Here is a 13,368-nt window from a genome sequence, read left to right as displayed (position 1 = left end):
GTATTGTTAGTTTAGATCATGTGCTGGTCGATTGAATGTCCCTGTCTCGCGGGTTGATTTGAAATAATCATTCCAAGCATCGATTCCAGTTTGATTAATATTTTTAGTTGAACCAAATTCCGTTACGATAAAGATTTTACCGTCTTTTTCACTTAAAGCGACCCCAATTTGGTTCATGTATGGTGATAACATCAGCTTGCGGTGAGAAAAATTGGCAACCCCGTTATCAGTGTACCAGTTAGCAACTGTATTTTTGCCAAAATCAGTTGCGGATGTCCCAAATGTAGTTGTGTCCCCCATTTGAAGGTTTTCCCCAGATAGCGACCAAGTGTTACCACCATTGCGATCAAAGGCCGTCTGCATGCCCATGTGGTTATCAAGCGTTCCCATCTTGGCTTGCTGCTGTGCGCGGTAATGAGCGATTTTCTGTAATTTATTATTGACTACCACCTTTTTTTCGCCATTTTTTTGGCGCAATGCGTTGATTTCAGCCGTCATTTTCTTTAATGCCGTCTTTTTATCAAACGGTAAGCCAGTATTATTTGTCGACGTGCTACTTGCCTGATTGGGGTCAGTTAATTGTTTAACTGCTTTTGCACTAACATAGCCATCGTCGCCAACATCACTTTTAATATGGTAGTAGAGTGTTGTTGTCCACTGGCCCTTTTTGATGGGAGCCATAATCGATACTTGTGCATCAGCAGTTACCAACGTGGTTTTTAGCGTTTTCAGTGTTTTAAATGACAAATTATTCGATAATTGTCCGCCCACAAATGAAAGTAATTTTGTGTGGGTCTTTAATGACGCTTGTTGCGGTGTCAGAGCTGCTGTATTTTGAATGTACGGCAGTGCCCGATAATGCGTTAACTTTTTCAGTACATGCTTATTGTTTGTAGAAGCGATTTGTTGAAATGACCCATCAGATTTTTTGGCCAAAATACGGTATACATCCGCATTGTCTTTTGCCACAATTTGCTGTTGCGCAAAAATTTTGTGTCCCAACGAATCTTTCGTCGATCGAACAGTTTGATAATTATTATTGATTTCTTCTGCCGTTGCCGGTGCAGCAGAAATCACAGTGGGTTGACTTGCCAGGCCAACCGCAAGTTCAGCAACAACGACTGCGCTGAAGAATAAAGTGCGACTTACTCTCATAGATTCTCTCTCCATAGCACCAATGATTACGGTTAATTATCACTGGTTGGTAAAACAATCAAAAAGCCACTGAGAATGCAGTGGCTTTTTGTCTCTTACTATTATTATACCGGAAATTCTCTATTTTGAGTTGAAGATTCCGATGTAGATACGTTGGAGCTGTTCTGATCCAGGAAATTGTTCCGCCAATAGCTCTGGCAAAACCTCCTTGATGAAATAAGCCACACTTGGCATATCGCGGAAGGCGAAAATAGTGGCGAGACTTTCCTTGTAAATTTCCAGGAACACAGGCTCAGGGTTACCCTTCTGTAGTTCGCCGTATGCTTCGTACAACAAATCAACCTTGTCGGCGACGGAAAGAATACGTCCCTCCAAAGTATCGTCCTTACCTTCGTGAAGGCGACGTTTGTAAACCGCTTGTAGCTCCGTTGGGATTTCTGTTTTGACGAAGTTGTCTGATAATGAATCTTCAACATCCGCTAACATTTGACGTAAAGTTGCAGATGCGTATTTAACTGGTGTTCGAATATCACCAATGAAGCGCTCCGTAATATCGTGATTCAAGGCCTTCTCGTACAACATACGCCAATCAATTTCATTGCCAGCCTGTTCCTCGATGTCACCCAAAAATTGCGCAGCTTCAGTTACTTTCCATGAATGGGCTGCAACAGAATGTGGTTGGTACTTGAAGTAACCCGGTGCACGCGTAATCATTTCCAATTCATTTAATCCAGATAGGTATTGATGCATTCCCATATTCTTACTCCCCCAAAATTTCATTTTTTCTATACTACGGGTATTCTTAGTAAAATGCAAGTAAAAACCGACAATCCATTTTACGGGATTGTCGGTTAAACGTTTTAGTATGAACCAAGGATTGTAACAGTGTACTTACTATCATTGGCACCCTTGATAATGTAGGCTTGCATACCAGTTGAGGCCTCCATACGAATTTGTACAGGTACGCCATTTGGTAGATAACTTGGTGCTGTTTCAGCAATGTAGTTAGCAAAGCTTTCAATTTCTGTTGCTGAATAGAACTGCGTTGAGACAGTGACGTTCAACCCTTTCAAGTTTGAGCCATCATAGGAAGCTTGTCCAGTGATTGAAGACAAGTTTGGGAAGAACCCTTGGAGTTTATCCGTGAAGTTCTTAAAGCTTGTATTCAAAGCGCTACCAACGGACTTTTCTGATGTTGTCCCATCTTGCATTGGCAAAACAACGGTTTGACGATCCAAGTCAGTCCAATTGCCCAAGGTATCGCCCGAGTTAGCAACACTCCAGCTATAGAAATTACCACCTGATAATGAATCCTCAGGTGCTTGGGCGTACATTGCCACATAAATTGGCACATCATTGCCAACTCCGCTCATGGCGCGGTATCGCTTGACAACTTCTGCAGCCATTTCTTTACCGTGCGCAATGCGTTCTGCCTTTGAAATGTCTTGCGTAAAGTTCGCGCCCCACTGTTCCTTTTGGTAGACATCTTGCGTATTCATTGCCATACCAATAACGATGCCAGCGAGTTTCAAGTCGTTACCATCTTGCGTCATAAAGTCTTGCTCTTCAAGTGTCTGTAGGTAGAAAGGTGCTCGTGAATCGTCAGTTTTACCGTTATCCTCTGGATTTAATCCATCTGGATTATCGGCCGCCTTACGATCCAACCACTCTGTCGCCGTCGTAGCTGAGAGATATTGTCCCTCTTGGAACACGTACTTAGATGTATTGAAGTGTTCCTTTGAAAAGTCCAAGAGACCACTTTCAAAACTGACCATATTGAAGTTGTTTGATTCTTGGCCAGCCGTAATTCCACGGGCTTTACTTGTTAAATACTTACCGTCTTTGATGACAGTTTTGTATGATGAATCATCCGTTTTACCAGTGACTTGAATGCCTTTTTTTGAAGAAGAATTCGCAGACTTCGTTGTGCTAGATTTTGTCGCGACGTTTGATGAGTTCTTTGAAAAGAAATTCCCAAAGAACACGAGCGCGGCTGCTAGCACAACAACACCGAGAATACCGGCAATCCATTTTAATGCACGCATGTGTTACTCCTTTAGTTGGCGAAATAGTGCTTATCGTCAACAAATATTCATTTTTAGTTGTTGTTATCCATACTATCACGCAATTGCGCTTCTGACCAAATCTCTATGCCCAATTCTTGTGCTTTGGTTAACTTTGACCCAGCGTCAGCACCGGCAATTAACAAATCTGTTTTTTTAGATACGGAACCACTGACAGTCGCCCCTTGGGATTCAAGCCAGGCGGTTGCTTCTGAACGGCTAAATAGCGCTAGTTTACCAGTTAAAACAACTTTCTTATCAGAAAAGACAGTATCCGTTGCGATTTCAACAGCTTGCGTGTAACGCGTATTAACACCGAGTTGCTCAAAATCAGCGACTAATTCTTGCGCATGCTCAGTATCGAAATACTGCGCAATGCTGTGGCCGATGATCAAGCCCATGCCCGGTAATTCTGCGATATCGTCTGCACTAGCATGAGCGATGGCATCTAATGTCACGAATTTTGCAGCAATGGTCTTAGCAGCTTTTGCCCCGACGTTACGAATACCTAACCCGAATAACAGGCGTTCGACTGAATTTTGCTTGGAATTTTCGATAGCACGCAATAGATTGTTAGCGGACGTTTCACCAAACTTGTCCAAGGTTAGCAATTGTTCAAATGTCAGGCGATACAAATCAGAAACCTGACTAATCATATTACGTGAGAGTAACTGTCCAACGATCTTTGGTCCAAGGCCGTCAATATTCATTGCATCGCGAGAAGCAAAGTGCGTCAATGACTCTTGAACTTGTGCAGGGCAGAACGGATTAATGCAACGCAAGGCCACCTCACCATCAATGTGTACCAGTTCTTGGCCACAAGCTGGGCAGCCCAAAGGCATTTGATAGACTTCACTATCTGTTGGACGTTGACTCAAAATTACTTGCCCAATTTCCGGAATAATGTCCCCCGCTTTGTGCAAAGTCACAGTATCACCAATTCGAATATCTTTACTGTTCAAATAATCTGGGTTGTGTAACGAAGCACGCGCCACGGTTGTCCCCGCTAACTGGACGGGATCCATCACCGCTGTTGGCGTAACCGCCCCTGTTCGGCCAACGGTCCATTCAATGTCACGTACAACTGTGTGAGCCTCTTCAGGCGGGAACTTATACGCAATTGCCCAACGTGGCACTTTAACAGTGTTGCCCAACTCCTCATGATAAGCTAGCGAATTGACTTTGATGACAATGCCATCAATACCATAAGCTAACTCATCGCGGGTGGCCGTTTCATCATTAATGTAGGCCGCGATGTCCGCTTCAGAAGCAACAACTGCGTTTGTTGGGTTAGCTGGTAGCCCAAGCTCAGCTAAACGTTGTAATAAGTCAGCCTGCGTCGTGACACCAAGCGTGTTTTCGGCGTCAACTGCTGCATATAAAAAGGCATCCAGTTGGCGTTGCTTCGTCACCTTGACATCTAATTGACGTAGTGAGCCCGCCGCTGCGTTACGTGGATTGGCAAACGTTGACAGGCCGTCTCGTTCGCGTTGTTCATTTAACGTCACAAAAGCTGCTTTCGGCATGTACACTTCGCCACGAACTTCGACTGAGATGGGTTCGTTTAGTTGTTTAGGAATCCGTTTGATTTGGCGGACATTTGCTGTAACATCTTCCCCGATGTTACCATCGCCTCGCGTTGATGCTTGAATCAGTTCACCATTTTCATAAACTAGACTGATCGCAAGGCCATCAATTTTCAACTCAGCATTGTAGCTAAGTGGCGTGTTAAATGATTTTTGCGTTGTGGCCAGCCAGTCGTACAATTCATCCAATGAAAAGACATCACCTAGTGACAGCATTGGGATGTCGTGAACTACCTTTGGCAAGTCAGATTTAGTGGCCTTACCGCCAACTTGTTGCGTGATTGAATCTGGTGTGACTAACTCGGGATAGGCTGCTTCTAGTGCTTCCAATCGATTGTATTCACGGTCATAGACGGCATCTTCAACAGATGGCGCATCATTTTCGTAATATTCTTGCGCCCATTGCTTCAAATCTTGCTGTAGCGCGTCAATTTCTGCTTTCGCTTCAATGACAGTCATCGTTGCGATATCTTGAAAGTTATCCATTGTTCTATAACCTCCTGCAAGTGCTACTCCACCTTTTGAATTGGGGCGAAGGCAGCAAGCAAACGTTTAATCCCTTGATCAGGGAAAGCGATATCTAATTCTTGGTCCTCACCAGTACCTGAAACTTTAACAACGTGGCCGACACCCCACTTTTTATGACTAACCGCATCACCAATCGTCCAGGCCTTTTTATCAGCGCCAGTACCAGGTGTTGCTGACGTGACTGTCGAAGTAGTTCGGAATGGCGTGCCACTTTGTGCAGCTTGGCGTTGTCGACCAGCAAACGTGGTTGCCGTCGCTTGTTGCGTTCGGCGTGCAAATGGTAATGCACCATCACGATTTGCAGTAGCGGACAATTGTTGACCGGCTGGCTGCATAATCAGCTCAGGGCTAATTTCATCGATGAATCGTGATGGGATGTTACTTGTCGTCCGACCATACAGCAATCGAGAGTACGCGTTAGTGATAAAGAGCTTCTCTTTGGCACGCGTAATGCCAACATATGCCAATCGACGTTCTTCCTCTAGTTGGGCATCGTCAGCAGCTGCGCGGGATAGTGGGAAAAGGTTTTCCTCCATCCCAACCAAGAAGACCACAGGGAATTCCAATCCTTTAGCAGCGTGTAACGTCATCAAAGTGACTTGGTTATCTGTGTCCTCGTCCACGCTATCAAGGTCAGATACAAGGGCCAATTCGCCTAAGAAGTCCACATACTTAGAGATGCTTTCTTCCGTTGGTTCGTACTTCTTATCAAATTCTTCAGTTACTGATAGGAATTCTGCCAAGTTTTCCAATCGACCTTGGTTTTCGGGTGTTGGTGAGGCCTTGAATTGTTCTTCATAGCCCGTACGATCCAAAATTTGACGTGTCAAATCCGTAATACTTAGGTCGAATGTTGTCTGTTGGCGGAGCGTGCTAATTAATTCAGCGAATTGCGTCAGTTGATTAGCGGCACGAGTTGTTAATCCTGGAATCATCACCGCATTCGTGGCGGAATCTAATAATGGCCAATCATTCTGTAAGGCAAAGGCACGTAACTTTTCGATTGAGGTGTTACCAATACCGCGTTTAGGCTCATTAACCACGCGCAAAAAGCTTTCATTATCAGCGGGATTGGTCACTAAAGCCAAATAGGCAAGAACATCACGGATTTCCTTACGCTCATAGAACTTTGAACCACCTACCATCGTATAAGGCATGTTGGCCTTCACCAAAGCTTCTTCAATACCACGTGACTGGGCATTCGTACGATATAACACGGCAAAGTCGCGATAATTCCGTTCCTGATTTTGTACACCGTCACGAATTTGGGCGATAACATACAACGCCTCATCTTTATCAGATTGTCCACGGTAATAAGTGATTTTGTCGCCCATACCATTGTCAGTCCACAGATTCTTAGCGATGCGTTCGTTATTATGTTCGATAACCGCATTGGCAGCATCCAAAATGGTTTGCGTTGAACGGTAGTTTTGCTCCAACATAACGGTCTTAGCATCTTTGTAATCTTTGTTAAAATTCAAGATGATTTGCATGTTAGCCCCACGCCAACCATAGATAGACTGATCAGAGTCTCCCACAACAGCCAGGTTGCGGTGTTTTGCTGATAATAGTGTAACTAATTCATATTGGGCGTCGTTGGTGTCCTGATACTCATCGACGTGCACGTATAAGAATTTTTCTTGATAGAATTCAAGCACTTCCGGCTCTTGATGCAACAATTCAATCGTTAACATAATCAAATCATCAAAGTCGACAGATTGTGCAATCGCAAGTTGGTGCTGATATTCAGTGTAAGCTTTCGCCACAATTTCTTCGAACGGCCCGTTAGCTTTCTCAGTATAGGTAGCCGGCTTTTCCATGGCGTTTTTTGCGTTAGAAATAGCCCCTAGCACTGAACGGGGATCATACTTTTCGATATCCACGTTCAAATCTTTTAGGATACGCTTTACAAGTGTTCGTTGCGCACCAGCATCGATGATTGAAAAATCTTTTTTATAGCCGAGTTTGTCGATATCACGACGCAAAATTCGCACAGCTAAAGCGTGGAAAGTTGATACCCAGACCGCATCTGCATCTTCGGCGTCAACCAGTTGACCGATACGTTCTTTCATTTCACGGGCCGCTTTGTTTGTAAATGTAATGGCCAAAATACGCCAAGGCATCACGTTTAAGTCTTTAATTAGGTGGGCGACGCGGTGAGTCAACACGCGTGTCTTACCAGAACCGGCGCCGGCCATGATAAGCAACGGACCTTCCGTTGTCATAACCGCCTCAGCCTGTTTGTCATTCATGCCATCAAGTAGTGAACTCATGTGTTGTCTCCCCTTTCAAATTGTGCATGACGCACGATTAGCGAATCTTCTTACCCCAGTATTGGTACAAATCAACCTTCAAGGCACCGTTATACAACTTACGCTTCTTGGTTGCCTTCGCACCGAATGCTTCTTCGAAACCTTCGTCTGATGTCAAAATGTACTTTGACCAGGTAGGCATGTGGTTGTAGATGTGCCCCATCTCACTGTACAACTGACGGGCGGCGTCTTCGTCACCCAAACGTTCTCCATATGGTGGATTTGCCACAAGAACACCGTTAATCTTATCAGTTGACCAGTCTTTAGCAGCTAATTGCTTGAAAACAATATCATCGCCAACACCAGCCGCTTCGGCGTTAGCCTTTGCGATTTCGATCATGTTCTCGTCAATATCATAACCAGTGATGTCTAATTCGACCTCGAAGTCAATCAACTGACGTGCTTGGGCTTTCAAAGTTTCACCGATTTTTTTATCAAACCAGTCCCATGATGTGATATCAAATTCACGGTTCAGTCCAGGCGCGATGTTACGCCCAATCAAAGCCGCTTCGATTGCAATCGTTCCTGACCCAGTTGTTGGATCAACGAATGGGTTATCAGTGAACCAGTGTGCTAAATTCACCAAGGCAGCTGCCATAGTTTCCTTAAGTGGTGCACCACCCTTTTCAGTACGGTAACCTCGCTTAAACAAAGAATCCCCTGTCGTATCCAAAGTGATCATGACGTGATCCTTATCAACTGCCGTTTCTAACACAAATCGGTTACCAGTTTCAGGTAAGTACCCGCGGGCGTGATAGGCGTCAGTCAAACGGTTAACAATGGCTTTCTTTGTAATCGCTTGGACCGTTGGCACTGAGTGCAAGATTGAGTTCTTAGAACGTCCATTTACTGGGAATTCTGCATCATACGGCAACAAATATTCCCAAGGGAAAGCCTTTGTTTTTTCAAATAGTTGATCAAATGTCTTGGCATCGAATTCTGTTACGACGATCTTGATACGATCAGCGACACGTAACCAAAGGTTGGTACGATAGATGTCTTCCATTGTTCCTTGGAAGAAAACACGTCCATTTTCGGTTTGGGTCGCGTAGCCCATGTCCTTTAATTCACGTGCAACAAGCGCTTCAAGTCCAGCGCCCATCGTGGCCATCAATTTAAAATTTTGCATATTTTTCACCTGCATTTTCTTGTATGTATCCCCCAAAATGAGGGTTTTAGTGCAAAAAGAAAGCCGACGCCACGAGGACGTCGGCTGCCTGATGTGTCAGCTATAAGCCATGTTTTGTACCGATTACAGATTGGCGGTCTATAACCGGTGGCAATCATCTATCTCAGACATTTCTGTCTCCCCGACCATCACTTCAATTCGCTAGGTCAAGCGCCCCTACCAAAGTTTGGGTTGCCCGCTCGAGGGGTTTACCGCGTTCCACCCGTCGCATTTCTTTGACGGTTCGTCACTGTGGCACTTTCACAACTACTAAACCATAGTTACCCGTAGGTTTTTCGTTGGCCGTCAACCGATTGCATCGGCTGCCTAGCCTTATTTTTTCAGCTAGCACGAACACTACTGACATCACAGTCAGTGCGAGCATGGACTTTCCTCATGCGACATAAGCCACACGCAATTACCCACTAACACATCGCATTTACTTATTATACACCTATTCGGCCGATTGTGTAGCCTTTTCTTCAACAGAAGTTGAAAGAGGTGCAGCTGGTTCCGTTGGTGTACCAAAGACGCGACGTTCCAAATTAGACAAACGCTTCAAGATATCCATGTTCGTGTTTGCCGTTGGCGCAGCTGGTGTAGCCTTAGGTGCCGTAGCTGAAGCGCTAACTTGTTTCGTTAGTTCTGCAACTTGTGCCTTTAACTTGTCGTTTTGCGTCGACAACTCATTAATGTTGTTTTGGAACGCTTGGTAATCCGTCATAATTTCGTCCAAAAAGGCATCAACATCTGTCATGTCGTATCCGGCACCGATACGTGTCTTCTTAAATTCCTTATTCAGGATTTCTTCGCGGTTGTGTAGAACATTTTCCATCACTTGGACTCCTCCGTTTAGTTCATAAATCTAGTTTACCAGTTTTTAGGCGTCATGACAAAACCAGTTTATGAAGATTTCTTAACAACTTATCAGTTATCCCATTGCAAGTCTTGATATTCAGTTGCATAGTCTTGTAACCGGTCTAAATCAATGCGGGTAACCGGATAATCAAAGTTTTCAGCATATTCGCGCATGGCGGTGTCATCGTAACGGGCTTTTGATTCAGTTGCTTCTTCGTCGAAGAAAATAATACCTTTATCAGTGTGGGTCAACATGAACCGCTGATAAGCCTGCATTTGTGCCCGTCCACCGAAATCGCCTTGGTGAACAGTGCTGCTAAAATTGACACGACTTTTTAGCTGGTTCAACTTTTCTTGGTTGTTTTCATTCCACTGCGCGCCAAATTTGGCAAATGGGGTCATTAATGCAATTTGAAACTCGGGATAATCCGTCGCTTGTAGGTCAAGTGCGACTTCAATAGCCCATTGTTCAATGCCCATTTGACCGCCTGTAATCAGCCAGTCCGCTCCGTCTTCAATACTTGTCCGTAATAATCGCTCAATGGCAAATTTAATCACAGCTAGCTTAGGGTCTTTGGCCCCATTTACCCCTAGCTCATAACTGCGGAAGCCAGTCATCCAAATGCGATCCATGGTGTACCTCCATATATTTAGGTTTCGTTTTAGTCCTATTGTTAGTATCTTGTTTGTTTTGGTATAATACTAAGGATACCTTAAGACGCAGGAGTACGAAATGGCTTTTAATTATCCAAATGGACGCCGCTTTGATGCAAGTGCGTTTGCGAAGCCGGTGGCAAAATCAAGTTCGCAAAGTAATCGTGGTATGTCGCTTGAAGGTGATTTAAATGATGCTAATCAGTTTTATTTAGTTTCCGGTCAGGCGGTTATTCATAAGAAACCGACGCCGATTCAAATCGTAAACGTGAGCTACCCCGCTCGTTCGGCTGCCAAGATTACTGAAGCTTACTTTCGCCAGGCTTCAACAACTGATTATAATGGTGTTTATCACGGCCGTTATATTGATTTCGATGCAAAAGAAACAACTAACAAACGCTCTTTTCCATTGAAAAACGTCCATGAACATCAGATTAAGCATTTAAAGCAGGTGGTCGCTTCAGAAGGCCTGGCCTTTATGATTATTCGATTTACAACATTGCGTGAGACGTACGTAATTTGGGCCCAGCTGTTATTTGACTACTGGGACGCGCAAGAGACGGCGCGTAAATCAATACCATATGATGTCATTGTCGCGCAAGGTGCGCAGGTGCCGTTGGGAATCAACCCCACGACCCCTTACCTTGTCGCTGTCGATGAACTGCTTAATCAACGTAACTAAGTAAGGAGAACTTTCGTTATGACAGAAGAGATGTCCCGTGTGCAGCGTAATGCTCAGACATCCCGCAAACAGCCTAAGAAAAATAGTTCAAAGGCCAAGCGATATGCAAAATATACTATCTTAACGCTCGCAACATTGGGCGTCGTTGGTGCATTAGGTGGCGCAGGCGTATTCGCTTACTACGCTTCATCTGCTCCAAAAATCACCAACTCTGCCTTAGTCGGCACATCTCAGACGCAACTACTTGATGCAGACGGTAACGTTTTCTACACAACAGGTAGCAAGCGCGAGATGGCTAAGCAATCAGAGATTCCCAAAGAGATGCGCATGGCGGTGGTTTCAATTGAAGACCGACGCTTCTATAAGCACCACGGGGTGGATCCCCGCCGTATTTTAGGGGCAGCATTTGCCAACTTTACTGGGTCATCACTTGGTCTCCAAGGTGGTTCAACATTAACGCAACAATTGATTAAATTGACCGCTTTCTCAACGGCTGCAAGTGATCAAACGATTAAACGTAAGGCCCAAGAAGCTTGGTTGGCGCTGAAGCTAGAAAAAGAATATTCAAAAAATCAAATTTTAACGCTTTATATGAACAAGGTTTACATGGGTAACGGTGTTTACGGTATGAAAACTGCCGCTGAATACTATTTCGGTAAGGATTTAAAGAACTTATCAACGCCACAAATGGCCTTGTTGGCTGGATTACCACAATCTCCTTCTGGTTATGACCCTTACGTCAATCCAAAGGGTGCCAAGGCACGTCGTGATGAAGTCTTGGAAGCAATGGCGCAAAACAACGTGATTACGCAAGCTCAAGCCAAGAAGTATATGGCATTACCTGTGACTGATGGTTTGATGACGACCCACCCTTCTAGTTCAACTCAAGATGAAGAAGCAAAGGTTGATGATGCGTACATCATGTCAACGTTGGCCGAAATTAAGAAACTTGGCTACGACGTGAACAAAGATGGTCTGACCGTTCAAACGAATTTGAACCAAAAAGTACAAGATCGTGCGTACGCCATTGGTAACACAGCTGACTATGTCAACTGGAAAGATGATGATATGCAAGTCGGTATGACGGTAACTGATCCAAACAACGGTAAAGTTATCGCGCAACTCGGTGGTCGTAACTTAAAGACCTTACAAGGTATAAACCACGCAACAAATACAGTGCGGTCATCTGGATCAAACGCTAAGCCAATTGTTGACTATGGTCCCGCGGTTGAAAACCTAGGTTGGTCAACTAATCACTTAGTTTTGGACACACCGTACACCTACCCTGGCACAAATATTCAGCCGAATGACTGGGATCACAAGTTCATGGGATCGATGACCATGCGTTATGCATTGGCGCAATCACGTAACCTACCGGCTATCCGCACGTTGCAAGAGGTTGGTTATACTAAGTCGAGTGAATTCTTGAAGAAATTGGGTATTGATTATCCGGCTGATAAGTTGGTTGGTTCAAGTGCCATTGGAATCGACGTATCTTCAGAACAATTGGCTGCCGCTTATGCAGCGTTTGCCAACGGTGGTACTTATTATAAGCCACAATACATTTCGAAGATTACTGAACAAAGTGGCGTTGTGAAAGACTACAAGGCTGACGGCTCAACAGCGATGAAGTCATCAACGGCCTTCATGTTAACAAATATGATGAAGTCAGTTATTACCGACTCATATGCCAAGATGATCAATACGAATGCCTATAGTCAAGCTGGTAAGACTGGTGTTGTTGGTTATGCAGATGGTGCTGATGTTCCCGATGGTGCAGCCCACGATACCTGGTTCACCGGCTTTACCAAGTCAGCTTCGATTTCAGTTTGGACTGGATATGATCAACCAGACGAGCCTGGCCACTACTTGGCTGAGGGTGAAGAACAATACGTTGCCCTTCACGCTTACAAAGCCTTGATGGATTATGTTATGTCGGGTGGCGATGATGGTTCTGATTGGACGATGCCGGATACCGTCCGTCAAGTAACGGTCAATGGTATCAAGGAATACCAAGTAGTCGGTGCTGATGTGGCCAACGAAAAGACAATTGGTGGTACAGGCGCTGTTTCAACAACGCGCACGCCAACTGTCCAACGTGAACAACAAACTGTTCAACAATCGGTTGCACCAGTTGAAAGCTCTACAGAGCAACCAGCAAGCGAAACCCCTACTTCTTCGAGTGAATCAAGTGCCGAAGAACGAAGCACCTCATCTTCACAAGTTGAATCAAGTGCTTCTCACAGCGAATCACAACCCGCAAGTAGCAGTTCGAATGCACCAAGTTCAAGTGCGTCATCAACGCAGCCTGCTTCAAGCAGTAGCGCACCTGCGACGCGAGAAAGTTCAAGATAATGAAAAA

10 protein-coding genes and 1 other RNA gene are annotated in these 13,368 nt (G+C 44.7%); 2 read left to right on the top strand and 9 right to left on the bottom strand.

Going from position 1 to position 13,368, the window contains the following annotated elements:
• Positions 1-6: 6 nt before the first annotated feature.
• The 9 genes from ESE_RS0109645 to ESE_RS0109605 form a co-directional block, all read right to left on the bottom strand.
• Positions 7-1,155, bottom strand: coding sequence for a CAP domain-containing protein (locus ESE_RS0109645; protein WP_010374851.1), 1,149 nt, complete (start codon positions 1,153-1,155; stop codon positions 7-9).
• Positions 1,156-1,275: 120 nt separating this feature from the next.
• Positions 1,276-1,911: a YfbR-like 5'-deoxynucleotidase gene (locus ESE_RS0109640; RefSeq protein WP_010374849.1), complete on the bottom strand. Its 636-nt coding sequence runs from the start codon at positions 1,909-1,911 to the stop codon at positions 1,276-1,278.
• Positions 1,912-2,015: 104 nt separating this feature from the next.
• A complete protein-coding gene (locus ESE_RS0109635; RefSeq protein ID WP_010374847.1) occupies positions 2,016-3,200 on the bottom strand; it encodes a CamS family sex pheromone protein in 1,185 nt (394 codons plus the stop codon).
• A gap of 53 nt (positions 3,201-3,253) precedes the next feature.
• Positions 3,254-5,290 carry an NAD-dependent DNA ligase LigA gene (gene ligA / locus ESE_RS0109630; protein ID WP_010374846.1) on the bottom strand — a complete coding sequence of 679 codons (2,037 nt, stop codon included), beginning with the start codon at positions 5,288-5,290 and terminating at the stop codon, positions 3,254-3,256.
• A 23-nt stretch (positions 5,291-5,313) separates the two neighbouring features.
• On the bottom strand, positions 5,314-7,605 hold the full coding sequence (gene pcrA / locus ESE_RS0109625; RefSeq protein ID WP_010374844.1) for a DNA helicase PcrA: 2,292 nt from the start codon (positions 7,603-7,605) through the stop codon (positions 5,314-5,316).
• Between the two features lie 37 nt (positions 7,606-7,642).
• The gene (locus tag ESE_RS0109620) at positions 7,643-8,773 is read right to left on the bottom strand and encodes a THUMP domain-containing class I SAM-dependent RNA methyltransferase (RefSeq protein ID WP_029237512.1); all 1,131 of its coding nucleotides are present in this window, start codon (positions 8,771-8,773) and stop codon (positions 7,643-7,645) included.
• Positions 8,774-8,871: 98 nt separating this feature from the next.
• An RNA gene (gene rnpB, locus ESE_RS12070) (RNase P RNA component class B) lies at positions 8,872-9,242 on the bottom strand.
• A gap of 24 nt (positions 9,243-9,266) precedes the next feature.
• Positions 9,267-9,647: a cell division regulator GpsB gene (gene gpsB, locus ESE_RS0109610; RefSeq protein ID WP_010374335.1), complete on the bottom strand. Its 381-nt coding sequence runs from the start codon at positions 9,645-9,647 to the stop codon at positions 9,267-9,269.
• A 92-nt stretch (positions 9,648-9,739) separates the two neighbouring features.
• The gene (locus tag ESE_RS0109605; RefSeq protein ID WP_010374333.1) at positions 9,740-10,303 is read right to left on the bottom strand and encodes an SLOG family protein; all 564 of its coding nucleotides are present in this window, start codon (positions 10,301-10,303) and stop codon (positions 9,740-9,742) included.
• A 100-nt stretch (positions 10,304-10,403) separates the two neighbouring features.
• On the opposite strand from ESE_RS0109605, the gene recU reads away from it, so the two are divergent.
• Positions 10,404-11,006 carry a Holliday junction resolvase RecU gene (gene recU / locus ESE_RS0109600; protein WP_010374330.1) on the top strand — a complete coding sequence of 201 codons (603 nt, stop codon included), beginning with the start codon at positions 10,404-10,406 and terminating at the stop codon, positions 11,004-11,006.
• Between the two features lie 18 nt (positions 11,007-11,024).
• Positions 11,025-13,361 (top strand): PBP1A family penicillin-binding protein, encoded by a 2,337-nt coding sequence (locus tag ESE_RS0109595; RefSeq protein WP_010374327.1) that lies wholly within the window; start codon positions 11,025-11,027, stop codon positions 13,359-13,361.
• Positions 13,362-13,368: the final 7 nt, after the last annotated feature.

It is taken from the genome of Weissella cibaria KACC 11862 (assembly GCF_000193635.1).
GTDB classification, from domain to species: Bacteria; Bacillota; Bacilli; order Lactobacillales; family Lactobacillaceae; genus Weissella; species Weissella cibaria.
Note: the sequence above shows the minus strand (reverse complement) of the source record. Positions and strands in the feature narration are given on the sequence as shown.